The 22819-nt window shown below is 60.0% G+C and carries 28 protein-coding genes; 19 read left to right on the forward strand and 9 right to left on the reverse strand.

The features are described 5' to 3' along the window. The first annotated feature begins 146 nt into the window (after window positions 1-146). From ACI3K0_RS07490 to ACI3K0_RS07525, 8 genes are all read left to right on the forward strand, one after another. Window positions 147-1253 (forward strand): helix-turn-helix transcriptional regulator, encoded by a 1107-nt coding sequence (locus ACI3K0_RS07490; RefSeq protein ID WP_404945190.1) that lies wholly within the window; start codon window positions 147-149, stop codon window positions 1251-1253. Window positions 1254-1360: 107 nt separating this feature from the next. Next, window positions 1361-3871: a heavy metal translocating P-type ATPase gene (locus ACI3K0_RS07495; protein WP_404945191.1), complete on the forward strand. Its 2511-nt coding sequence runs from the start codon at window positions 1361-1363 to the stop codon at window positions 3869-3871. Next, window positions 3868-4344 (forward strand): Cu(I)-responsive transcriptional regulator, encoded by a 477-nt coding sequence (gene cueR, locus ACI3K0_RS07500; protein ID WP_404945192.1) that lies wholly within the window; start codon window positions 3868-3870, stop codon window positions 4342-4344. The genes ACI3K0_RS07495 and cueR overlap by 4 nt, the downstream gene beginning before the upstream one ends. Window positions 4345-4410: 66 nt before the next feature. Continuing rightward, window positions 4411-4611, forward strand: coding sequence for a heavy-metal-associated domain-containing protein (locus ACI3K0_RS07505; protein WP_183684993.1), 201 nt, complete (start codon window positions 4411-4413; stop codon window positions 4609-4611). 25 nt (window positions 4612-4636) lie between these two features. Beyond that, window positions 4637-5068 carry a nucleoside triphosphatase NudI gene (gene nudI / locus ACI3K0_RS07510; RefSeq protein ID WP_183822693.1) on the forward strand — a complete coding sequence of 144 codons (432 nt, stop codon included), beginning with the start codon at window positions 4637-4639 and terminating at the stop codon, window positions 5066-5068. Window positions 5069-5249: 181 nt separating this feature from the next. Next, window positions 5250-5699, forward strand: a complete 450-nt coding sequence (locus tag ACI3K0_RS07515; protein WP_183822691.1) for a hypothetical protein — start codon at window positions 5250-5252, stop codon at window positions 5697-5699. 50 nt (window positions 5700-5749) lie between these two features. Further along, window positions 5750-6289 (forward strand): GNAT family N-acetyltransferase, encoded by a 540-nt coding sequence (locus ACI3K0_RS07520; protein ID WP_404945193.1) that lies wholly within the window; start codon window positions 5750-5752, stop codon window positions 6287-6289. A 79-nt stretch (window positions 6290-6368) separates the two neighbouring features. After that, window positions 6369-6722: a hypothetical protein gene (locus ACI3K0_RS07525; protein ID WP_183822687.1), complete on the forward strand. Its 354-nt coding sequence runs from the start codon at window positions 6369-6371 to the stop codon at window positions 6720-6722. 23 nt (window positions 6723-6745) lie between these two features. Here ACI3K0_RS07525 and ACI3K0_RS07530 read toward each other — a convergent pair whose 3' ends face one another. Then, window positions 6746-7081, reverse strand: a complete 336-nt coding sequence (locus tag ACI3K0_RS07530) for a hypothetical protein (RefSeq protein WP_404945194.1) — start codon at window positions 7079-7081, stop codon at window positions 6746-6748. A gap of 192 nt (window positions 7082-7273) precedes the next feature. On the opposite strand from ACI3K0_RS07530, the gene ACI3K0_RS07535 reads away from it, so the two are divergent. Both ACI3K0_RS07535 and ACI3K0_RS07540 read left to right on the forward strand, forming a co-directional pair. Further along, window positions 7274-7747 (forward strand): VOC family protein, encoded by a 474-nt coding sequence (locus ACI3K0_RS07535; protein ID WP_183822683.1) that lies wholly within the window; start codon window positions 7274-7276, stop codon window positions 7745-7747. A 203-nt stretch (window positions 7748-7950) separates the two neighbouring features. Further along, window positions 7951-8868 carry a DMT family transporter gene (locus ACI3K0_RS07540; protein ID WP_183824052.1) on the forward strand — a complete coding sequence of 306 codons (918 nt, stop codon included), beginning with the start codon at window positions 7951-7953 and terminating at the stop codon, window positions 8866-8868. A gap of 53 nt (window positions 8869-8921) precedes the next feature. Here ACI3K0_RS07540 and ACI3K0_RS07545 read toward each other — a convergent pair whose 3' ends face one another. The 4 genes from ACI3K0_RS07545 to soxR all read right to left on the reverse strand — a co-directional run bounded on the left by ACI3K0_RS07545 (window position 8922) and on the right by soxR (window position 11684). Beyond that, window positions 8922-9533 carry a hypothetical protein gene (locus ACI3K0_RS07545; protein ID WP_183822681.1) on the reverse strand — a complete coding sequence of 204 codons (612 nt, stop codon included), beginning with the start codon at window positions 9531-9533 and terminating at the stop codon, window positions 8922-8924. A 30-nt stretch (window positions 9534-9563) separates the two neighbouring features. Then, window positions 9564-10133: a GNAT family N-acetyltransferase gene (locus ACI3K0_RS07550; protein WP_404945195.1), complete on the reverse strand. Its 570-nt coding sequence runs from the start codon at window positions 10131-10133 to the stop codon at window positions 9564-9566. Window positions 10134-10407: 274 nt separating this feature from the next. Further along, on the reverse strand, window positions 10408-11043 hold the full coding sequence (locus ACI3K0_RS07555; protein WP_148143896.1) for an outer membrane protein: 636 nt from the start codon (window positions 11041-11043) through the stop codon (window positions 10408-10410). Between the two features lie 170 nt (window positions 11044-11213). After that, window positions 11214-11684 carry a redox-sensitive transcriptional activator SoxR gene (gene soxR, locus ACI3K0_RS07560; RefSeq protein ID WP_183822675.1) on the reverse strand — a complete coding sequence of 157 codons (471 nt, stop codon included), beginning with the start codon at window positions 11682-11684 and terminating at the stop codon, window positions 11214-11216. A gap of 99 nt (window positions 11685-11783) precedes the next feature. On the opposite strand from soxR, the gene ACI3K0_RS07565 reads away from it, so the two are divergent. Continuing rightward, complete coding sequence (locus ACI3K0_RS07565; protein ID WP_183822673.1) at window positions 11784-13232, forward strand: MFS transporter; 1449 nt, start codon at window positions 11784-11786, stop codon at window positions 13230-13232. Between the two features lie 3 nt (window positions 13233-13235). Here the strand turns inward: ACI3K0_RS07565 and ACI3K0_RS07570 are convergent, their stop codons facing one another. Then, the gene (locus ACI3K0_RS07570) at window positions 13236-14624 is read right to left on the reverse strand and encodes a PLP-dependent aminotransferase family protein (RefSeq protein WP_404945196.1); all 1389 of its coding nucleotides are present in this window, start codon (window positions 14622-14624) and stop codon (window positions 13236-13238) included. A 162-nt stretch (window positions 14625-14786) separates the two neighbouring features. Between ACI3K0_RS07570 and ACI3K0_RS07575 the strand changes: the two genes are divergently transcribed. Continuing rightward, window positions 14787-15662, forward strand: coding sequence for a DMT family transporter (locus ACI3K0_RS07575; RefSeq protein ID WP_183822669.1), 876 nt, complete (start codon window positions 14787-14789; stop codon window positions 15660-15662). A 153-nt stretch (window positions 15663-15815) separates the two neighbouring features. Here the strand turns inward: ACI3K0_RS07575 and ACI3K0_RS07580 are convergent, their stop codons facing one another. The 3 genes from ACI3K0_RS07580 to ACI3K0_RS07590 are packed head-to-tail and all read right to left on the reverse strand — an operon-like array spanning window position 15816 to window position 18758. Continuing rightward, on the reverse strand, window positions 15816-16823 hold the full coding sequence (locus ACI3K0_RS07580) for a TRAP transporter substrate-binding protein (RefSeq protein ID WP_404945197.1): 1008 nt from the start codon (window positions 16821-16823) through the stop codon (window positions 15816-15818). A 37-nt stretch (window positions 16824-16860) separates the two neighbouring features. Then, window positions 16861-18129, reverse strand: a complete 1269-nt coding sequence (locus ACI3K0_RS07585) for a TRAP transporter large permease (RefSeq protein ID WP_404945198.1) — start codon at window positions 18127-18129, stop codon at window positions 16861-16863. Next, window positions 18129-18758, reverse strand: coding sequence for a TRAP transporter small permease (locus ACI3K0_RS07590; RefSeq protein WP_183822663.1), 630 nt, complete (start codon window positions 18756-18758; stop codon window positions 18129-18131). Before ACI3K0_RS07590 ends, ACI3K0_RS07585 begins: the two co-directional genes overlap by 1 nt. Before the next feature lie 92 nt (window positions 18759-18850). Between ACI3K0_RS07590 and ACI3K0_RS07595 the strand changes: the two genes are divergently transcribed. The 7 genes from ACI3K0_RS07595 (at window position 18851) to ACI3K0_RS07625 (ending at window position 22724) form a co-directional block, all read left to right on the forward strand. After that, on the forward strand, window positions 18851-19510 hold the full coding sequence (locus ACI3K0_RS07595; RefSeq protein WP_183822661.1) for a GntR family transcriptional regulator: 660 nt from the start codon (window positions 18851-18853) through the stop codon (window positions 19508-19510). Window positions 19511-20009: 499 nt separating this feature from the next. After that, a complete protein-coding gene (locus tag ACI3K0_RS07600) occupies window positions 20010-20219 on the forward strand; it encodes a cold-shock protein (protein WP_148143885.1) in 210 nt (69 codons plus the stop codon). A 225-nt stretch (window positions 20220-20444) separates the two neighbouring features. Next, a complete protein-coding gene (locus ACI3K0_RS07605; RefSeq protein ID WP_183822659.1) occupies window positions 20445-20648 on the forward strand; it encodes a hypothetical protein in 204 nt (67 codons plus the stop codon). Between the two features lie 76 nt (window positions 20649-20724). Beyond that, window positions 20725-21039: a hypothetical protein gene (locus tag ACI3K0_RS07610; RefSeq protein ID WP_404945199.1), complete on the forward strand. Its 315-nt coding sequence runs from the start codon at window positions 20725-20727 to the stop codon at window positions 21037-21039. 62 nt (window positions 21040-21101) lie between these two features. Next, the gene (locus ACI3K0_RS07615) at window positions 21102-21413 is read left to right on the forward strand and encodes a YkgJ family cysteine cluster protein (protein WP_286194197.1); all 312 of its coding nucleotides are present in this window, start codon (window positions 21102-21104) and stop codon (window positions 21411-21413) included. Between the two features lie 288 nt (window positions 21414-21701). Beyond that, window positions 21702-22214: a GNAT family N-acetyltransferase gene (locus ACI3K0_RS07620; RefSeq protein ID WP_404945200.1), complete on the forward strand. Its 513-nt coding sequence runs from the start codon at window positions 21702-21704 to the stop codon at window positions 22212-22214. Window positions 22215-22514: 300 nt separating this feature from the next. After that, a complete protein-coding gene (locus ACI3K0_RS07625; RefSeq protein ID WP_404945201.1) occupies window positions 22515-22724 on the forward strand; it encodes a hypothetical protein in 210 nt (69 codons plus the stop codon). The last annotated feature ends 95 nt before the right edge of the window (window positions 22725-22819 follow it).

Below are 22819 nucleotides of genomic sequence, written 5' to 3' on the forward strand. Positions count from 1 at the left end.
CACAGGTTTCCGATACGGGTGTACGATACCGTACAAAGCATTCCGCGTGACTAAGACGCCATTCATCTATGTTGTTTGGCGCATATATAGTCTATTGAACTGCTGATATGTATCGTTGCAACTGTCGAAAGCCGTGATTTCACTCGATGAATGCTCAAAGCACTCTGGCAGATCGCCTTTACGAGGCAGCCCTTGTCCCCGAACTCTGGACGGAGACTTGCGAGCGGCTGGCGATTGAGGCGGGGTCTTCTACCGCTTCGATCTTCACAGTCGATGCCAGCGGCAATCATCGTTACGTCACTACCCCCAATATCGCCGACCTGTTCGCCAAGTTCGTTGCCAGCGATCTGAGATTTCAAAACCCGCGCCCGGCGCGCGCCATGCAGGCTTCGCCCTTTTCCTTCGTACGCACCTCCGACATCCTGACGCCGGAAGAGATGCAGGGCGATATCATTGCGCGCGAATTCTTGAAGCCGCATGGTATCGACTGGGAAGCCGGCTGGGCCTTCCAGGAGCCGACAGGCCATGTGATCGTGATCACCCTGATGCGCAAGACCGGGCTCGACAATTTCTCCCACGCGCAGATTGCCAAGCTCAATCACCTGAAACCGGATCTGGCGCGCGCTGCCTATATGGCCTCGAGGCTTGCCTTCAATGAAGCGCGCTCGATGACGGAGACCTTGTCCATGCTGGGCCTTCCGGCCGCCGTGATCGGCGATGGTGGTCAGATGCTCGCCTCCAATCCGGAACTTGAAGCACTTTCGCCGCGTATCCGCACTGGCGCAGGCGACAAGATCCTGCTCGAAAGCCCGGGGGCTCGCGCACTGCTCGACGACGCGATCGAGCGCTACAAGGCGCAGGCGGTGCCGACCGTCCAGTCGGTGCCGATAATTTCTCGCGATGAGCTGCCGCCTCTTATCCTGCACCTTCTGCCGATCCGCCGCGCGGCACGCGATATCTTCTCGCGCTCCATGGCCGTGCTTTCAGTCACCCAGGTTGGCCAGGTCGGGCCGCCGGATATGCGGGTTCTCTGCGGCCTCTTCGATCTGACGCCCGCCGAAGCCAAAGTGGCGCGCGGCATTGCTATGGCCCATACGCCGGAAATGGTCGCCGCATCCCTTAACATCTCGCTTGAGACAGCGCGCTCGCACCTTAAGCGCATCATGCAGAAAACCGGCACGACCCGGCAGGCTGAACTCGTCCTGCTTCTCTCCGGCCTCAACGCGCCGGGCGTCGGGCAAGGCGGGCGTTAGGCAGAAGTTCGGCCCGTGCGTTTTCGTCGCTGCGAAATTATCTCGTTCTGTCCTTGACCTTCCCATCATGGGAAGCCTTACATGCGGATGCGAAAGGATCGCATCTCATGAATCAGCACCTTGGACATACCCATTCCGGTATCGCCGAACCTTTGACCATTCCCGTAGAGGGCATGACCTGCGCCTCCTGTGTGCGCCGGGTTGAGACCGGCGCTGCCAAGCTGCCGGGCGTTAAGACGAGCGCCGTCAACTTCGCGACGAAGAAGCTCACCGTCGAAACGGGCGAGGGGTTTGATCCGCAGGCGCTGGAAAAAGCGATCCACAAGCTTGGTTATGAAGTACCGGCGGGTGCGATGGAACATGCATTGCGCGAGGCGGGAAGGGTGGTGACAACCGCTCCGCCGGAGGCTGCCCCTCACCCTAACCCTCTCCCCGTGAACGGGGAGAGGGGACGTGGCCCACGCAAGGGCGCGGTGGATGAAGACGGTGCGGCATATCCCTTCTCCCCGTCAGAACGGGGAGAAGGTGGCGGCAGCCGGATGAGGGGCAGCGCCGCAGACCACGCTCACCACCATCACAAGTCTCACTCCACCCACGACCACGCCCATATGCACCAGGGCGAAGAGGCAGCGCTGAAGCGGGATCTGGCGATCGCCTTCATCCTCACCCTGCCGCTGTTCGTGCTCGAAATGACCGGCCATGCCTATGAACCGTTCCATCACTGGCTGATGGGCGTCATCGACCCCCAGACCCTCTATTATCTGTATTTCGTGCTCGCCACCGCGGTGATCTTCTGGCCCGGTCTGCGCTTCTTCAGAAAAGGCCTCCCCGCGCTTTTGCGCGGCCACCCGGAAATGAACTCTTTGGTCGCGGTCGGCGTGGCAGCCGCCTACGGTTATTCGCTCGTTACCACCTTTGCCCCCGGCCTGCTGCCGGAAACCGCCCGCTATGTTTATTACGAAGCCGCCACCGTCATCGTCACGTTGATCCTGTTCGGCCGCCTGATGGAGGCACGCGCCACCGGCCGCACCGGTGCCGCGATCGAAAAACTTGCAGGCCTGCAGGCAAAGACCGCCCGCGTCGAACGCGATGGCCGCGAGATCGATGTTCCGACGGCAGATGTCGTTCCAGGCGATATCGTCGTCATCCGTCCGGGCGAGCGGATTCCGGTCGATGGGACTGTGCTCGACGGCCAGTCGAATATCGATGAATCGATGATTTCGGGCGAACCGATCCCGGTCGCAAAGTCCGCAGGCGCCACCGTCATCGGCGGCACGGTCAATACGACGGGCACGCTGCGGTTTACGGCGGAAAAGGTCGGTCGCGATACGATGCTCGCCAGCATCATCCGCATGGTCGAGCAGGCCCAAGGGGCAAAGCTGCCGATCCAGGCGCTGGTTGACCGCGTAACCGCCTGGTTCGTGCCGGCGGTCATCGTGCTCGCTATCATCACTTTCGCTGTCTGGTACCTTGTCGGCCCCGATCCGAAGATCACTCATGCGCTGATTGCGGCGGTCGCCGTGCTCATCATTGCCTGCCCCTGCGCCATGGGGCTTGCCGTGCCGGTCTCGATCGTCGTCGGCGGCGGCCGTGCAGCCGAGCTTGGCGTTCTGTTCCGCAAGGGCGACGCGCTGCAGGGCTTGGCTGACGTCTCGACCGTCGTCGTCGACAAGACCGGCACCGTCACCAAGGGACGGCCGGAACTCACCGATTTCATCACCGCCGAAGGTTTCGATGAAGCCGAAACTCTGGCAATGGTTGCAGCCGTCGAGGCTCGTTCCGAACACCCGATCGCCGATGCCATCGTCAAGGCTGCAAGGGCGAGGGGGCTTGAAGCCGCGAGCGCCGAGGACTTTTCTTCCGTCACCGGTTACGGCATCCGCGCGCGTGTCGGTGGCCATGAGGTGGCGGTCGGCGCCGACCGTTACATGCAAAAGCTCGGCGCTTCAGTCGACACATTCGCCGACGTCGCGAAACGCCTCGGCGGCGAAGGCAAGACACCGCTCTACGCCGCCGTCGATGGAAAACTTGCCGCCATCATCGCCGTTGCCGACCCGCTGAAACCGTCGAGCGTCGAGGCCGTCCGCGCCCTGAAGGCGATGGGCGTCGAGGTCGTCATGGTCACCGGCGACAACCGCCGCACCGCAGAGGCGATTGCCGCCCAAGTCGGAATTCACAAGGTCGTTGCCGAAGTGCTGCCCGAGGGCAAGGTCAAGGCGATCCATGGCCTGCGGGCCGACGGCCGCAAGCTCGCCTTTGTCGGCGACGGCATCAACGACGCCCCCGCACTTGCCGAGGCCGATATCGGCATTGCCATCGGCACCGGCACGGATGTGGCGATCGAAAGCGCCGATGTCGTTCTGGTCGGCGGTGAACTTACCGGCGTCGTCTCGGCAATCGCCGTCAGCCGCGCAACGATGAAAAACATCCGCCAGAACCTGTTCTGGGCCTTCGGCTACAATGTGGCGCTCATCCCTGTTGCCGCAGGCGCGCTCTATCCGGTCTTCGGCCTGACTTTGTCGCCGATGATCGGTGCCGGCGCCATGGCGCTGTCTAGTGTTTTCGTGCTCGGCAATGCGCTGCGGTTGAAAACCTTCAGCGCGGAGGATCATGCATGAATATCGGTGAAGCATCGGGCGCATCCGGCGTCTCGGCCAAGATGATCCGTTATTACGAGCAGATCGGCCTGATCGCGCCGAAGGGGCGCACGGAAAGCAATTACCGGGTCTATGGCGCCGAAGAGGTGCATGTGCTGCGCTTCATCAAGCGGGCGCGCTCGCTCGGTTTTTCGCTGGAAGAGACCGAGACGCTTCTAAAACTCTGGCAGGACAAGAGCCGCACGAGCGCTAGCGTCAAGGAAATCGCCACGACCCATATCAACGACCTCGAACGCCGTATCGCCGAAATGCAAGGCATGGTGAAGACGCTGAAACATCTTTCCCATTGCTGCGGCGGCGACCACCGGCCGGATTGCCCGATCCTTGATGATCTAGCGGGCGAGAGCCCTGCCAAGGGCGAACGCGCCGCATCGGGCGAGAGCCCTGCCAAGGGCGAACGCGCCGCATCGGGCGAGAGCCCTGTTAAGGGCTAAAGCGTCGCATAGCCAAACACGATATCGAACACGCATAACCAAACCAGCTACCAAGGAGCTTTTCAGATGACCGCCATATTCACCGTAGCCGACATGACCTGCGGCCATTGCGAAAAGACTGTCCGCGCCGCCCTTTCCGAAGCCCTGCCGGGCGCTGCCGTCACCATCGACCTGCCGTCCCACAAGGTCACGGTAGAGGGCGACAGGGCAAAGGCCGAAGAAGCAATTCGCGAGGCTGGCTACACGCCGGAAACCGCAGCCGCCTGAGCAGCTCGAGTTGGGGGACGGGACCATGAGGCAACGGATCATCGTATGTCCGCTGATCGAAAATGACGGCGCTTACCTCATTTGCAAGATGCCCTCCGACCGGGGTGTGTTTCCGGGCCAATGGGCGCTTTCCGGCGGTGGAATGGAAGCCGGAGAAAAGATCGAGGAGGCGCTGCGGCGTGAGATCCGCGAGGAACTGGGCGAGGGACTGACGATTGCGGAAGTCACTCCCTGGACTTTTCGCGATGACGTCAGGACCAAGACTTATCCGGATGGCTCGACCGAGGAGATTTACATGATCTACCTCATCTTCGACTGCCGCGCGGTTAGTCGCGACATAACCATCAATGACGAGTTCGAAGACTACGCCTGGGTGCAGCCCGGCAAGTTCGAAGCCTATGACCTGAATGCCGCGACGCGGGTGACGTTAGCGGCGAAGGGTTTTCTGTCGGATTGATATGTGTTTTGGCCGGTCCATGTGCACTTTGTTTGCGAATGAATAGCTGATTGGCCGGTCTGCCCGCTGCCGTCCACAATCACGGGATCCAAGAGATGTTGAGGTTCAAAGCCGAGTGGGAACGTTTTCATGGTAACACGCCCCCTATAGCCTTTATGCTGAGGGACGTTGCAGGAAAGCCATGGGTTCGTTTTCACGCATTGCCGGCTCCGTCCGATACGCCAAAACCAGGCAAGAGCAGGACGAGATCCGGCGAAGAGCGGCTGTATTGGCTAACGAAACGCTTGAGAAAGGCTCCGATTGCTGGCTGGTTCAGTCTTGGCGCGAAGAGGATTCTAAACCCTCAAACAGCATTTCCGATTGCGAAATCCGGTACCGTGAAGATGGCGACGAATTTCAATGGGTAAGCTCGGCATCCCGCGTCCGATGTCACCAATACGCATTTGGCGATCTTCTGGGAGACATTGCGGAAGATAGCACCGGGCCAACGCTCTGGTTTGATGGCAAGACAGGAAAGGTCTTTGCACCTTACGATGGCGGGTTCGATCTTTTTCTGACTTCGGTGGAAGAGGTCCGCGAGTTTGAGAAGCGACATGAGGGGTGGCTATCTTCTCATCCGTCCGGCCTCTAAGAATACCTCGTCGCCGTTCTTCCCACCCATCCCTTAAAAGCCTCGCCATCATGCTCACCTACCGCCCGGCGGTCCCGTCCGACGCTCAGATGATCATCGACCTGCACGTGTCGATGAGCCAGAGCGTGTACGCGCATATCCTGCCGCAAGCCTATCTGAAGGAGGTTCTTCCGGCTGAAAAGCAGGAGCTTTGGAAAACGCGATGCGCCGAGCTGCCATCTCCCGATCACCTCGTCATCATTGCCTGCAACCGGGCGGAAATCGCGGGTTTCTGCTGCTTCGTCTTCAATGAGGAAACCGAATTCGGCACCTATCTGCACAATCTCTACGTATCGCCGTTTTTCCAGGGAAAGGGCGTAGCGAAAACGCTTCTCCGCGAGGCACTCTCCAGCTTCGAGAATTCGCGAAAAGACCTGCCGGTCCATCTTGTCGCCTTCGCGAAAAATATCCCGGCGACAGCCGTCTATGACCGGCTTGGCGGTTTGGTGATCGAAAGGCGGGAGGTCACACGGGCGGGCAATCCGGGCGTGGAACTGGTGCGCTATCAATGGCCCACAGCGCACGACATTCTGGAAAAGCTTGCGGCTTGAATGATGTCGTCGGCCCATAACCGACGCATTCCGGTGCCAGACAGCCCGCCACCGAAATCCATGCAGGGAGAACCATCCGATGAACGATAGCTGTCCCGTCCTGACCCCGGTAGAGAGGCAATATATGGAGATCGACGAGAAGGCCCGGCATGCCATGATGGCCAGGATTTACAAGGCGATCGAGGATGCGACAGCGCAGGCGGCCGAAGAACTGAAATCGACCGAATGGACGAACGCGCCGCCGGCCTACGAATATTTCGTCTCGGTCGCCCACCAGAAGCTCTTCGTCCACCTCTGCGGCGGTGATCCCGAAACCTTTCAGGGCGGCGATCCCGAACTGGCCGCCCATATCCTGAAGAACGGCCAGAAGATCGTCGATCATTATTTTATCGGCGCAAAGGCGGACCCCGGTGCAGATAGATCTACGGCCTGAAGAAGCTTGGCCGCAGGTGGATATCAACGCCCCTGCATCACCCTTATCATGTTGGGAGTGGGCGTGCTCCAGACAGACTTCACATCTTCATAGGTGATGCGGCCGCTCGCCAATCCGCCGTGCAACCTGTTGCAGAATGTCGATTTCGCCTGCTTTTCCTGCACGTTCATCAGCTTGGCCAGATTTCCGGTTCTTTCCGAAGACCAGTGCCTCTTCGTGCAATCGGCAATTGCCTGCGCACGCACCTGGGGGCTGCCTTCAAGCGTCGTCTGCAGCGCATCGTATTGCGCGCGCGTAGGCGCACAGGCACTTAAGGCAGCAACCAGCGATATTGTTGTCAAGATATTGATAAATCTCATTATATCCCTCGATTCTATAGATCGTGCGATAATCCTTCAAGCGAACGGCCGCAACATCGCCGATCAATATTTTATCGGAAAAAACCAAACCTGCTGTCGGATCGGCGATCAGCCCTACGTCTTCAATGCGAGATGGACCTGCGATCCGCCCGAAGAGGAAGAGCCGGACGCAACAGCAACGGGAGGCCTGCCATGAACAAGAACACAATCTGCCTTTGGTACAACAAGGATGCCGAGGACGCGGCGCGGTTCTACGCCGAGACGTTTCCCGATAGCGCGGTCGGTACGGTGATCCGTGCTCCCGGTGACTATCCGGATGGCGTCGAGGGCGATGTTCTAGTCGTCGAATTCACCGTCGCCGGTGTCGCTTGCGTCGGGCTGAATGGAGGCCCCCATTTCAAGCACAATGAATCCTTCTCCTTCCAGATTTCCACCGAGGATCAGGAGGAAACGGACCGCTACTGGAATGCCATCGTCGGAAACGGCGGCGAAGAGAGCGAATGCGGCTGGTGCCGTGATCGCTGGGGCATTTCCTGGCAGATCACGCCGCGCACGCTGATGGAGGCGCTTAAAGTTGGCGGCGCCGAGGCCAAACGTGCTTTCGATGTGATGATGACGATGAAAAAGATCGACGTTGCCGCAATCGATGCTGCGCGCCGGGGTTGAGGCAGGTCTCTGTCGGCTCTGGCCCTGATTGCCGCAGGACAATATGACGTCCTGCTTTAATATCCCTTGCAATCAGGTTGGCCCGAGGAGTATGGAGCGCCCATTCCAACAGGTATCGAGACGATCCCGGTATGGCTCGGGGTCTTTTCCCCGGCGTAATCCCGGCCGCCATCGAAAATGGCGTCGCGGAGCGCCGAAAGATCATGAAAGCAACAACGGCTTATGCCGTCGGCGGCAACGCCATTCTGGCCGGCATTCTTCTTATGTTGCTCGGCGACCTGATGTTCGCCCTGAACGATGCCATGGGCAAATGGCTTGTCGCCAGTTTTTCCGTCGGCCAGGTCCTGCTGCTGCGCTCGCTCGGTGCTTTTCTGGTTCTAGGGCCGCTTTTGGCCCGCAGTTCGACAACCTCGCTTTTCAAGGTCGAAAAACCGGGCCTGCAGTTTGCCCGTGTGGTCATGGCAACTGCCGATACCGGCCTGTTCTACGCCGCCGTGGTCTATCTGCCGCTCGCCGACGTGATGACTTTCTATATGGCCGGACCGATCTATGTGGCGGCGATCTCGCATTTCTTCCTTGGAGAGCGGATCGGCTGGCGGCGCTGGCTGGCGGTCCTGATCGGCTTTGTCGGTGTCATCATCGCGCTTCGCCCGTCGGAAGCCATGCTTTCGTGGCCATCGATGTTCGCCCTGGTCGGTAGCCTCTCCTTCGCTCTGTCGCTTGTGCTTGGCCGCGTGCTGCGCTCGACGCCCGACGTGACGCTGGTGACCTGGCAGACACTCGGCGCCCTTGTTGCAGGCATCTTCTTCAGCGTCGGCAACTGGAGCCCGTTTACCGGCCAAGAGCTTTTCGCGCTCCTGCTGCTCGGCGTCGTTTCCTGCTCGGCGCATCTGCTGATCACCCGCTCGCTCAAGCTCGCGCCGGCCTCGGTTCTCGCGCCGCTGCAGTATACGCTGCTTTTATGGGCGATCGTTTTCGGCTGGGCCTTTTTCGGTGATTTCCCCGATGCGCAGACGCTTGTCGGCGCCGCCATCATCGTCATTGCCGGCATGTTCATCTTCCACCGCGCCAAGGTGAAAAAGGTCGAACCCGTCGTGCCGAACAATTCCAGCCACGGGTGAGGGAAGGGATGCAGATCGACCGCTTTTGAGGTCGATCTCCTGTCTTTTGAACGTCAGCCATAATCCAGCGATGCGATAAACGCATCGAATGCGCTGATATCGTAGCGGAGCGGGTTGGTGGTGATGGAGCCAAGCGAAAGCCCGGTTTCCGGCAGTCCCCAGCGCACACGACCCGCCAGTATTTCGCCCATCCGCGTGTACCAGCGCAGAAGCGATGGCTGCAGCTGTACATTGAGATCGAACCGGTCCCGCGATTTTGACCTGTCGCCGTCACGCTGCTGCCGGGCTATGGCGGGATCGATGGCCTTGACGAAATAGGCATCGGCGAAGCCGAGCCGCTTTTCGGCAAATGCCGCGCGGCACGTCTCGAGTTGCAACCGCCATTGTGATTCCGGCAGAACACCGAGCTGAAACATGCCCCAGTTGTAGTGCAGTTTCTGCGGGTCGGTGTCGCAGATGGCATGGCCGGTTGCCTCTTCCATGGCAAGCGCATCGCCCCACCGCTTGGCATTCCAGTTCGTCCAGTAAAGTGCCGTCGCCAGTCCCGTCTCGGGCTGTTCCCTGCGATCTGCCGGATAACTCTCGCGGATCAGATGGGATTGTGCATGCTCCCGGCACCAGGTGGTTTTTCCCGCGGCGCTGATGCCCTCTATGACGATGATCATTCTGCCCTCCCTTGTGCTTTTCCGGGTCAGCTATCCTTCAGGCGAACCCGTTCGGTCATCCGCGTCATTGATCCGCGCTGTCAGCACATGGTCGCGCCATGCTCCGTTGATCTTGAGATAGTCCCGGGCGAGCCCTTCCACCTCGAAGCCGAGGCGCTTGAGCAGCGCACCGCTTCTTTCATTCTCGGGAATGTAATTCGCCATCACCCGGTGCAGTCCATAGCTGCCGAACACATGCGGGATCAGCCTGTCGAGCACTTCGAACATCAGGTTTTTGCCCTGCATGTCGTGGTCGATCGAATAACCGAGATGGCACGCCAGAAATACGCCCCGAATGACGGTGGTGAAATTCGCTACCGCGATAATCTTGCCGCCTGTCTCGAGCCTCACGACATATCGATAGGCAAAACCCTTGAGCGCCTCGCCGGCGAAATCCCTTGCCCGGTCCTTCCATGCGTCGGCCGAGTGATAGCCCTCCTCGCGCAACGGTTCCCAAGGGCCGAGATGCTCGGCATTGCGCAGGTAATAGGCGGACAGATCATCCGCATCGTCGGCGCGGACGAGGGTGATGAGCGTTCGTCCCGTTCTTATCGGTTGCATCTTGCTGTCCGCAATTTTGACGCTTCGGATGACCGGCCTGCGATCTATGGCGTGTCGTCGCTATCGTGCCTCGCATCCGCCAAGTCAACCTTTCCCCGCGCGGCCGGCGTCTACCGCTCGCTTGGCTGGGGCAATGCGCAGGATATCGGCAGCGCCGATATCCGTCTGACCAAGCACCGTAATAGAAGAGCCGCATAGGCTCCGGTGCGCACAAAAAAGCCGCCCGCACAGATCGTGCGGACGGCTTCTCCTCGTGCCTTGGCAGGCGGTATTCCTAGAACTTTACACCCACGCCGACCTGGAAGACATGCTGGTTGAAATCGACGTCCAGTCCGCCGATATCGCCGTTGCCGTAATCGTTGTAACGGTATTCCAGCCGGCCGAAGATGTTGTCGGTAAAGGCGTGGTCGACGCCCGCGCCGATCGTCCAGCCATGCAGGGTGTCGTCGTCGTTGAAGCCGGCAGGCCCGTTGACCTCGACATTTGTCGCAGTCCAGCCGCCAGCCGCATAAACCAGCGTGCGGTCGAAGGCGTAACCGACACGGCCGCGAACGGAACCGGAGAAGCCGCTCTCGGCATCGAAGCCGGCGCCGATGTCTTCGTTGTTCCAGTCGTAGTTCACGTCACCTTCGATACCGGCGACGAAACCGTTGGAGAACTGCCAGTTATAGCCGGTAAACGCGCCGAGACGCCATCCATCGAAATTATCCGAGCCGACGCCTTCGAGATCGCCGTCACCCCAGCCGTAACCGGTATGAGCGCCAAGATAGAAGCCTTCCCAGGTAAACGACGGCGCCATTTCAACGGCGACCGGCGCGGTCGGGATCTGCTCCACAGCGTCTGCTGCGTAGGCTGCGGTCGATGCGCTGAAAGCGGCGACGGAAGCGGCGAGAATGAAAAGACCCTTCATGGATTTTCCCTCCATAAGCATTGCGTGATGAGATGGCATGTAGGAGCGATTGCTGAAAAGGCAGTAGCAAAAATGTCACATGCTGAAAAATCGATCATTGACTGCCGATAGATTGGTCTTTGTGCCTTCTATTTGCGCGTCGATTGATCTCTTTCGAGGCCGGATGCAAATCAGGAGTCGACCCTGCCCGAAAGCAGGATTGGGCCACTTCCGCCGATAGCCAACTGGTCGCCAGGATTGCGCAAGGGGCAGGCCTTCAGCGACAGGCAGCCGCAGCCGATACAGCCGGTCAACTCGTCGCGCAGCCGCGTCAGCGCCTCGATCCGGGCATCCAGCTCGGACTTCCAGCGGGCAGATAACCGTGCCCAGTCCTTTGCGTTCGGCGTGCGCTTTTGCGGCAGGGTTTTCAGCGCTTCGGCAATCTCCTTCAACGGCACGCCGGCCCGTTGCGCCACCCGGATCACCGCGATGCGTCGCAGAACGTCGCGGCTGTAGCGCCGGTGGTTGCCGCCATTGCGCCAGCTTTCGATCAGCCCCTCCGCCTCGTAGAAATGCAGTGCCGAGATCGCCACGCCGGAGCGTTCCGCGACTTCTCCCACACTCAAACCCTGAAGTTCTTTGATCTTTTCCGATTTCGTCATTTTTGCCGTTGACCTCAACCAAGGTTGAGCTTTTACGGTGCCGATCCTGAAGAGAAAAGGCCTGGCTGAAGCAGGCGTGCATGAAAAGGTTTAAGTGGCATGACGGAATTGATCGGGGAGCGGGACGGCCCAATGGGGGATATCAGGCGGGATGGAGCGCCGGCGGAAGACGAAGCCTTGGGTTATGCAAGCCTTTTGAGCGGAGAAAGCGGCCGCATGCTGGCGCTGATCTCCAGCGGCATCGGCCTGCATGCCTTCAACCAGTTCGCCATCGTCGCCGCCATGCCGCTTGCAGCGGCAGAACTTGGCGGGCGTGATTGGTACAGCTGGGTCTACAGCCTCTATTTCATCGGCTCGATCGCTGGCGGCACGGCGGCCGCCTCCATCCGCGACCTGCTCGGCGTGCGGCGGGCTCTTGCCCTCTCGTCTCTCTTCTTTGCCCTCGGCGGGTTGAACGCCTTTGTCGCACCCGATTTTGGCTGGATCGTCTTCGGGCGCTTTCTGCAGGGCGTCTCCGACGGCCTGATCGTGGCGATCTGCTACAGCCTCATCCCGGCGAATTTTTCGTCTTCCTTGATCGCCCGTGTCTTTGCCGTCGAAGCGACCGTCTGGGCGGTAACGGCACTGCTCGGGCCGCTGATCGGCGGGTTGATGACCGAGGCGATCTCCTGGCGTTTCTCCTTCCTCGCGGTCACGCCTTTTCTCCTGACGCTGGTGTTGTTCACTTTTCTGACCGAGCCGAAGACCGGTGAGGGCAGGGCGGCAAGTTTCGCGCCCGTCTCCGTCGGGCTCTGCGTTGTCACCGCGCTCATCTTTGCGTTCTCCTCAGCCAGTGGGCAGCCGATTTGGCAAGCCACGCTACTGGTTTTCGGTATTCTGTCGCTGCTCTCGGTCGTCACCCTTGATGGCCGTTTCGGTTCGCCGCTCTTCCCGGTCGGCACCTTCCGCTCCGGCTCGGTGCTCGGCCGCGCCTTCGCGATGCTGTTTCTGATGTCGGCCGGGCATTCGGCCGGCAGCACCTATCTGGCTCTGCTGGTCAGCGAGGTATTCCGCCTCAGTCCCGCGGTCGTCGGCTATATCGTCGTCACCATGGCGCTGGTCTGGAGCGTCGTCGCGATGTTCGCCAGCCGCTACGAGGCCTTCGCATGGCGGCATGCGACCATGTGGCTTGGGCCACTCTTCCATCTCTCCGGTTTTATCGCGCTGGCAATCGCCATCGGCCTGCAATCACTGCCGCTGGTAATCTTCGGCCAGATCCTGATCGGCATCGGCTTCGGCCTCGCCTGGGCCAATGTCAACGAAGCGGCGATGTCTGCGGCCGAAGGAGCGGAGCGTGATCGCGCCAGTGCGCTTCTGCCCACCATGTCGACGGCAGGTTATGCAGTCGGCGCCGCACTCTCCGGCACGATCGCCACAGCAACCGGCCTGACGGCAAGCCTTGCAACGGGAACCGCCGGCGACACAGCCGCATGGCTTTATGGCACAGCCGCCCTCGGCGCACTGGTGAGCTTCGTCCTCGGCTTCGGCGTGAAGCTCAAGTCCACCTGATCGTCAGGCCTTCAATGCGCTTTTCAGCGTCTCGAAAATACGCGGATCGAGCGTTTGCGAGACGTTGAAACGCATGCAGTTTTTCGCCGATTGCGACAGGCTGAAGGCATTGCCGGGCGCAAGCACGATCTGCTTCTGCAGGCAGGCGCGCGCCACCTCGGCGGCATCGGTCTCACCGGGAAGCCTGCACCATAAAAACATGCCGGATTGCGGATGCAACACCGGCTCGATGCCGATTGCCGCGAGCTTCTTGGTCACCTCCGCCATCGCCTTGGAAAGCCGTGCCCTCAGCGCATCGAGATGCTTGCGATAGCCGCCGTCCGAAAGGGCGGCATGAACAACCTCCTCGGTCATCCGCCCGCCGGCAAAGGATGTGGCGATCTTGAGATCCGTCAGCCCCTCGATCCAGTCCGGCCTTGCCGCGATGAAACCGCAACGCGCCGCAGCCGACAGCGTTTTCGAAAAACTGCCGATATGGATCACCCGCTCCAATCCATCGAAAGCCGCAAGCCTCGGTGCCGCAACCGTCTCGAAATCGGCAAAGATATCGTCTTCCACGATCGTCAGGTCGAACTCCTCGGCGATCTTCAAAACCCGATGCGCCGTGACCGGCGAAAGCACTGCCCCGGTCGGATTGTGGATCGCCGAATTGGTGATGTAGAGCCGCGGCCGATGCTCGGAGACGATTGCGGCAAAAGCCGCAAGGTCCGGCCCGTTTGCCGTATAGGGCACGCCGACGATCTTTGCCCGGTGCGCCCGCAGAAGGGCATGGAAATTGAAATAGCAGGGATCGTCGACCAGTACGGTATCGCCCGGCTCGATCAGGAAGCGGCAGAGAAGATCGATCGCCTGCGTGCCGGATTCGGTCAGCATGATCTGTTCCGGTGAGGCTTCTATGCCGCGCTCGCCCATCCGCCGCGAAATCAGCCGCCGCAGCGGATAAAGTCCCAGCGGCGTGCCGTAATCGGCCAGCGATGAAGGCTCTGCGCGGGAAAGTGTTCTGAGCGACTTGCGCATCGCCTCTTCCGGAAGCCATGAAGGCGGCAGCCAGCCGCAGCCGGGTTTCAGACTGTCTTCGCTGCTTTCCAGCGATTGCCGCGAGATCCAGAACGGATCGACCGCCCGATCCAGTTTCGGCCCGGCCTCGGCGGGCGAAAAGGGCGCGGCCTGGTTGGCCACGTAAAACCCCGACCCCGGCCGCGAAACGATCGCGCCTTCCGCCACCAGCCGCTCATAGGCATCGACGACCGTGGAGGTGGAAACCGAAAGAGTGCCTGAAAGCGAGCGCACCGAAGGCAGCTTCGCCCCCGGCGTCAGCACGCGCCCGGTGAGCCGCTGCCGGATCACGCCCATCACCATCGCCGCCTTGGACGAGGTTGCCGATAAATCCATTCCCCAAATCTCCTGACTGTACTGCTGCATGAAGCATAACAGTTTGTCGAAATCGTATCAGACCGTTTCTGGCATGGCCATGCTGAAAAGAGCATAACGCAGCCATTGGAATGCCTGAAACAGCGCCCACGGATTGACCCTGTGCGGCGAGGGGAGAATGACATGGATCGCAGTCTGTCGGGTTGGCTCAACGGGTTTATCGGCGTGCTGATCTTTTCCGGTTCGCTGCCGGCCACAAGGCTGGCGGTGATCGGTTTCGACCCGCTGTTCCTGACCGTCGCCCGCGGCACGATTGCCGGTCTTTTGTCACTTCTGCTGCTCCTGGCCTTCCGGCAGAAACGGCCGCAAAGCAGCGAGATCTTTTCCCTCGTCATCGTGGCGCTTGGCTGCGTCGTCGGCTTTCCGCTGCTCACCGCACTGGCGCTGCAGCACATCTCGTCTGCCCATTCGGTCGTCTTCATCGGCCTGCTGCCGCTTGCCACCGCCATCTTCGGCGTCATTCGCGGCGGTGAACGCCCCAAGCTCGCCTTCTGGGCTTTCGCCATCCTCGGCAGCCTGCTCGTCACCGGTTTCGCGCTGGCGCGGGGCGGCACGGCTGCCTCGATTGGCCTCTCCTTCGGTGACTGGCTGATGCTGGCGGCAATCATTGTCTGCGGTCTGGGTTATGCCGAAGGTGCTGCTTTGTCGAAGCGGCTCGGCGGCTGGCAGGTCATCTGCTGGGCGCTGGTCATCTCGCTGCCGGTCATGTTGGTCGGCGCGCTGGCGCTGATGCCGGAAACATTTGTAGGCGTCGGCGGCTCTGCCTATGCAGGCCTTGCTTATGTCTCGCTCTTCTCGATGCTGATCGGCTTCATCTTCTGGTATCGCGGCCTTGCCCAAGGCGGCACCGCGACAGTCGGCCAGCTGCAGCTCATCCAGCCATTTTTCGGTCTGGCGCTGGCAGCGCTCCTGCTCGGCGAGCAGGTAACCTCATCCATGTTCATCGTCACCCTCGGCGTCATCCTCTGCGTTGCCGCGGCGAAGAGGTTTGCTCGGTAGGTAAGGAAGGGCGATGACGTAGCGTCTGGCTGATCTCCCCGACAAGGGGGGAGATCATTAGGAGCGCTCGGCACCGACAGCAAGAAAAACGGCGCGCCCCCAATCGGAGACGCGCCGCATAAAGCCCTCGTCAGGCCTCCTCGAAATTGAGCCTTAAAGCGTCGCGCCCAGCTTGCGCAGGTCGGCGAGGATCGGGGCCTTGGGCAGCCAGATCTTGTCGTATTCGGCAATCACCTTGCCGGCGTCCGCCACCTGCACGTCCTTGACTGCGATGACCTTGCCGAACTCGTCGAGCAGTTTTGCTTCGTTGGCGACGGTCGCGTCGATCTGGGCGTCGAGCGCTTCCTTGGTCAGCCTGGTGATCAGCTCGCGATCCGAGGCAGGTACATCCTTCCAGACGCGGCCCGAGGCGAGCGCGACGCAGGGCATGAAGATCGCGTTCATCTTCAGCATCGTCTTCGAAACCTTGTCGAAGCGCTGGTTCCACGAGAAGTCGAGATCGGCCTCGAGCCCGTCCACCTGGCCGTTCGACATGGCGTCGAACACTTGCGGCGTCGGGATCGGGGTCGGGGCGGTGCCGAGCAGCTGGTAGAAATCGCGATAGGCCGGCGTCGTATTGATGCGAAGCTTCATGCCGTTCAGATCGTTAAGCCCGCCGATCTCCTTGGCGGTGAAGACGACGCGCATCGTGGTGATGCCCCAGGCAAGACCCAGCGTGCCGGTTTCCTTCGGCAGCACGTCGAGCATCTTCATGGCCAGCGGATCACGCACGAGCTTGGCCACCTTTGCGGTGGAATCGACGACGTAAGGCGCGTTGATCGCCGCGATCGAGGGAATGCGCGAGCCGAGTTCGGCGGTCATGATCCAGCCGAAATCGAGCGAACCGGCCTGCATCTGCTGCATCATCACGGCTTCGGTGCCGAGCTGGTTGGCCGGGAAAACGGCGAGGTCGAGACGGCCCTTGGTCTCGGCCTTCAGCATCTCGCCAACCTTCAGCGCCGCATTGTTCCACGGATGGCCGGGCGGCGTGGTGATGCCGAGACGGAAGGTTTTGGCCTCCTGCGCGCGCAGCACGTTCGGCATCGAAAGCGTGCCGGCGGCAACGGCGCCGGCTGCAGCCATCGTTGAATTGCGGAGGAATGATCTGCGGGAAATTGTCATGGTCTAATCCTCTGGAGTTTTATTGTTGTGGTTACGGTTACTTGACGAAGAAGGTCGACAGGATCGGGAAGATCGAAAGCAGCACGAGCAGCACGCAGGAGGCGAAGAAGAAGGGCAGGGTGACGATGAACATCTTGCCCGGTTTCGCCCCCGTCACCGCCGAGGCGACGAAGAAGCACAAGCCCACCGGCGGCGACAGGAAGCCGAGAACGAGGTTGACGGTGACGACGACGCCGAAATGGATCGGGTCGATGCCATAAACCTCCGTCGCAATCGGAAGCAGGATCGGCACCGTCATGATCAGTCCCGGCGCGCCATCGATGACGGTGCCGATAACGAGCAGGATGACGTTGACGAGAAGCATGAAGGTGATCGGGTCGGATGCGATCGTCTGCACCCAGGCGGCGACATTCTGCGGCACCATGCCGTAGACCAGAACCCAGGAGAACACGGCCGCGGCCGCGACCAGCAGAAGCACGACGGCGGAATAGATCCCGGCCTTCAACAGCATCATCGGCAGGTCGGAGAATTTTAGATCCCCGATCCAGTAGCGCCCGACGAGAACCGCAGCGACCACGCCGACGGCGGCTGCTTCCGTCGCATTGGCAATCCCCGCCATGATCGAGCCGACGATGATGATCGGGATGGAAAGCGTCGGCAGTGCGCCGAGCACGATGCGCACACGCTGTTTCAGCGTCATCACGTCGCCGCGCGGATAGTCATAAACGAACCAGCCCATGCCGGCGATGACGACGCAGAAAATCGCGGTCAGAAGAATGCCGGGCAGCATGCCGGCCGTCAGCATGTCGCTCACCGGCACCTGTGCCAGAACCGAATAGACGACGAACATGATCGATGGCGGAATGATCGGCCCGAGCATGCCGGCGTAAGCTGTCAGCCCCGCCGCAAAGGTCTTGTGATAGCCCTTCTTTTCCATCTCTGGCACCATCATCTGCGCCATGATGGCGACCTGCGCGGTGGCCGAGCCGAGGATGGAGGAGACGAACATGTTGGCGAGCAGGTTCACATAGGCGAGCCCGCCCTTCATCGAACCGACAAAGGCCATCGTCATGTTGATGATCCGGCGGGTAATGCCGCCGCCGTTCATCACCTCGCCGATCAGCACGAAAAGCGGAATGGAAATAAGGCCGTAATTGTCGACCCCGCCGAAAAGCTGAACCGGAAAGCTGGCGAACAGAAGCGTATTGCCGGTCGCCCAGATATAGACGGCGGCGGCCATGCAGAGGCAAAGTCCGATCGGCACGCCGACCAGCATGAAGAAGGTGAAAAATGCGGTCGTGACCATCAGTTGACCCCTTCCGCATTGGCGAATGCAAGCCGCTGTCTTTTGGGAGCGAACTTCATCTCTTCAAGCAGATTGGCGGCGGTATGGATCGTCATGGTGACGGCAAACAGCGGCACAACGAGGCTGATTGCCCAGACCGGCCAGTTCAGCGTCTGGGTGTATTCGGTATAGAGGAAGTTGAAGCTCTCACCGGCATATTCCTTGGCGTCGAATCCTGCGGCTGCGATGCCGATCGGGTCCATCCAGTTCCAGCACATCACGCCGAGCCCGATGGAAAACAGCATCGCGAGAAAGGTCGCGAAGGCCTGCAGTCGCTCGGCATTCTTCTTCTGCAACTTGTCGCTGATCAGCGTCACGGCGAAATCGAGCCGCAGGCGTGTCAGTGCCGAACCTCCGATGAAGGTGAGCCAGACCATGGCGTAAACTGCCGCCTCATCCACCCAGTAGAGCGGCATGCCGCCATAACGGGTGACGACATTGAGCAGGATGAGGAAAAGCACGAGTGCCATGAAAAATCCGACGAGGAGCTTTTCCACGGCAAGCACGCCTTCCGACAGTCCGATGATCGCGCGTGCGGCAAAGGAAGGCGAACCGGGCGGCAGCCCGTCCTCCGTCAAGGCAGTCGTCATAATTTCAGTTCCCTCTTTGTTGGGTATAATGTAGATTTTATACATTTCGAGAGTCAACTGGCTTTTCGACGGAAATGGTGTAGCGGGGTTGCATGGCCTTAAAACTGAAACACAAGACGCTTTCGGGCGCCCTCATCACCGAAATCCGCCAGGCGATCCTGTCGGGAAAATATGCCGGCGGCACGCAGCTCAGGCAGGATGCATTGGCGGAAACCTATGGCGTCAGCCGCATTCCGGTGCGCGAGGTATTGTTCCAGCTGGAAGCGGAAGGGCTGGTAAAGATCCTGCCGCAGAAAGGCGCGATCGTCTCGGAACTGTCGCGTGCCGAAATCGACGACGTGTTCGACTTGAGGATCATGCTGGAGCCGCGGCTGCTTCTGGCCTCCGCCCCGGCCTTGAACGAGAAGGATCTGGCCGAACTCGATGAGCATCAGGCAAATTACGTCAAGGCGATAGCATCTGGCGAGCGGGATGATTACGGCCGGCTCAATGCCGACCTGCACATGGCCATGTATCACCGCGCAGACATGCCACGAAGCCAGCAGATCGTTGCCTCGCTTCTGCAGACCAGCGACCGCTATACCCGCCTGCAGCTGTCCAACGAGGCCGCAATGGAAAAGGCGATGTTCGAACATGCCGAACTGATCGGCCTGATCCGCGCCCACCGCTTCGAAAAGGCCGGCGAGCTGCTCGCCACCCATATCGGCTCCGTCCGCGAAGACCTGATCAAGGTCGTCGAGGGCAGGGGATAAGAAAAGTCGGGAATTTAAAGCGTGTCTCCCGAAAGTGGTCACCGGTTTCGGGATGAAGACATGCGCCAAAAACAAAAAGCGAAAGTACGGCCAGCGAATCTCAACGATCGCGAAGTGCTTTAGCGGACGGCCAGCGTGATCTCGCGGCAACGACGTGACGTCAATCTATCGCCCGACCCCGTTCTAAAGTTAACGGCAGTCGCGTCCGGTGGGGCTTGTGGCAGAACGGGACCGATAAGTCCAATCGTAAAGCTATCGGTCGTGCCTGGCTAGCCGATTGCGCCCGGTTACGGTCATCAACTTCGGCTGCGCGAAGACTGGAGTTTGACTTTGGGCGTTCGGTGTACTATCTGAGGTATATCGATATTTTTCTTGCCGAGATTTGGTTACTGCGCGAGTGGCACCGCGTATTGAACGACACTCCCTTTAAAGCATCGTTATCATCATCCGCGGCGCTTTTGCGCAGCGGTCCCTCTATGTTGCTATGAAAGGGTTCATCATGACCACTGGCACAGTTAAATGGTTCAATTCCACCAAGGGCTTCGGCTTCATCCAGCCTGACAACGGCGAAGCTGACGCATTCGTCCATATCTCCGCTGTCGAGCGTTCGGGTATGCGTGAACTCGTAGAAGGCCAGAAGGTCTCCTTCGATCTGGAGCGCGACCGCAAGTCTGGCAAGATGTCGGCCTGCAACCTTCAGGCTGTCTGAATTGGTATCCGCTTTCGTGTGACCACGGATGTACTGGCACTGTCGAAAGCATGGGACCACAGGAGGTCAGGCAGCCGCCTGGCCTTTTTTTATTGCCGTTGAAGAGCGGATCACGCTGTCGATGGTGCTCAAATGGCGCTGTAGCAGTTTCAGGTCTGCACATCCTGCTTTGCGAAAGTCCGGACTTCTGATCGAAGCGCCGGCGCGCACAAACCGAGGAAGACAATGACCGAGCAACACAGCAAAGCGCGACAGGTTGCCGAAAAGGCATTCGACAAGACACAGGCCTCAAGTGCTGCCGGCGACCGTGCCCGCGATGAGGTCGATGCCGTTACTAAGGCGCGTCAGGAAAAGACGTCCCGGTTGCGCGAAGCGCGTCTCGCCATGGAGGCGCAAAACGCGGCCGATGTGTCCGTCAGGAAAACCTGAGCGATTTCGAAACGGACCTGCTTGAAAGCGGCAGTGAGCGGCATTGACGCCTGTTGCGAAGAGAAAGAACAAAGACATGAACAGCACGACAACTGCTGCGCTGACCATTGAATTGACGCCAACCCAGATCAGGGGATTGAAGCTCGCAAAACTCGGCGACCTCCACCCCCAGGGCGGGAACCGCTGGACCCATCTTGGCGCCACCGAGACCTACGCAAAATCCGATCGCTTCAAGGAGCGGCCGCTGAAGGTGAAGTTCGCGACGACCGCCACACTCGAACAGCTTACGGGCTACGGCCTTCTCAAAGGACTTGACCCCGATGCCGAGGCCGGCGAAACCCCACATGGAATAACCATGGCGGGCAAGATGTGGCTGCTGAAGCACAAATGATGACAGGCGGCGCCTCATCAGGGCGCGGGGGGCGGGATTTTGATTACGCCCTTGACGATGATCTGTCTTCAGGCGATCAGGGCGCTGCTGACCTTCCGGATTGCCAGGCCTGTGGTGCCTGCTGTTCCTATTCGTCCGAATGGCCGCGCTTCACCACGGAAACCGATGAAGCTCTCGACTTGGTTCCGCCGCAGTTCGTTGCTGCGGACCAGCGAGGCATGCGGTGTGAGGATCAGCGATGTTCGGCGCTGTCCGGCCGTGTCGGTGAGAGTACCTCATGTCTGGTCTACGAGGTTCGTCCCGATGTATGCCGTGCTTGCGCCCCCGGAGATCCCGAATGCAGAACCGCCCGCTGGGCTTTCGGTCTGAAATAGGCGCAGTCAGGTCGATCAGGGTCAGTTGATCGGCCGAAAGCCAGTGTCGAGTGCCTTGATGAGCGCCGCGCTCCTCACGCTTCCCGATATGCCCATCCGGTTCAGGCGTTTCTTGATCCGCCAGTCGCTGACCTTGAAAAATCCGCCGAAGAAGAACAGTGCCACGGACCCGATGACACGGGCGTCCGAAGACGCTTCAACGTGGCGCGGATATCGAGCGTCTTGCCTTAAGTCGCCCGTAACGGATAGCTGCCAATGGTATGGGAAATATCGTCCAGAGGCCGTTTCATGTCCATTTCGCAAGATGATCCGAACAGGGCTGCGGCCCGCATCCGCCTCTTGCAGGAACATGATGCATCGCTGCCGCGGCTGGCGGTATTGATGGAGGAGATGCAGGCTCACTATGAGGTGCCGTGTCCTGCGCGCGCGGAAATCATTGCCGGGCTGCAGGCGAGGCCGCAAGGGGCAGAAATTCTGGTTGCCGAGCAGGAAGAAAGCGTGATTGCCTTATGTGCATTCAGTGCGATCTATCCGGGGCCGGGCTTGAAACCGGGCATTTTCCTCAAGGAGCTGTATGTCGGCAGAATGTCTCGCGGTCTCGGCGTCGGGCGGGCCCTGATGCGGGAACTCGCCGCCTTCGCCGGCCGGCGGGGGTTGTCCAGAATAGACTGGACCGCCGACGCGCAGGACGACAGGCTTCTTGCATTTTATGATGAGATAGGTGGCGTCGCAAAACCGGAAAAACTGTTCTACCGGCTGGATGGCGAGGCGCTGGCAAGGCTCGGCGGCGAGGCGTCCTGAAAACGCGTGGCGGGGCCTGGGGTTTCCGGTCTCAAGCCGCTTCCCGTCCCGCATCGACCTATATTCCCCCTGCAAGGCGGCGATTCCGCCATGTGCGTATTCCTTCGCGCGGGTTGATCGTCTCCATCGCCCGAATGCGCTTAATCCGGGCTTTAACGATAGAGCGTTGCTGTGCCTCGAACGGGCGGTGCGGGTGGATAAACGGTGCTTCGATGATTCGAAGCAATATCCCTCATATGGGGTATGCCCTGTCTGCAATATAAGGTATGGTTAACTTCCGGTTAACTCTTGGAGTGGCGCATGGAAAAGCTTTTTCGTCACCTTCAGCTGCCTTGCGGTTTCCTGAAGATGCTGCTCGCGTCTGCTTTTGTTGCTTGCGCTAGTCTGATTTCAGGCGATGGGGCGTGGTGGGCTGCCGGCTTTGGTGTCGCCTCTCTCGTCTTCATGCAGGTCGGCTACTTCGGTGCCGTCGTCGTCCTGTCTTTTGCGGAAAAAAGCCGTAGAAGATAATTTCCGGCTTCAGAACAGAGACCATACGAGTGCAAAAAGGCCTGTAAGCCAAGCTATGGTCAAAACCGCGACGCAGACCAGAAACAGCTTTATGC

Source organism: Rhizobium sp. ZW T2_16, from assembly GCF_044987325.1.
GTDB lineage: Bacteria > Pseudomonadota > Alphaproteobacteria > Rhizobiales > Rhizobiaceae > Neorhizobium > Neorhizobium cellulosilyticum.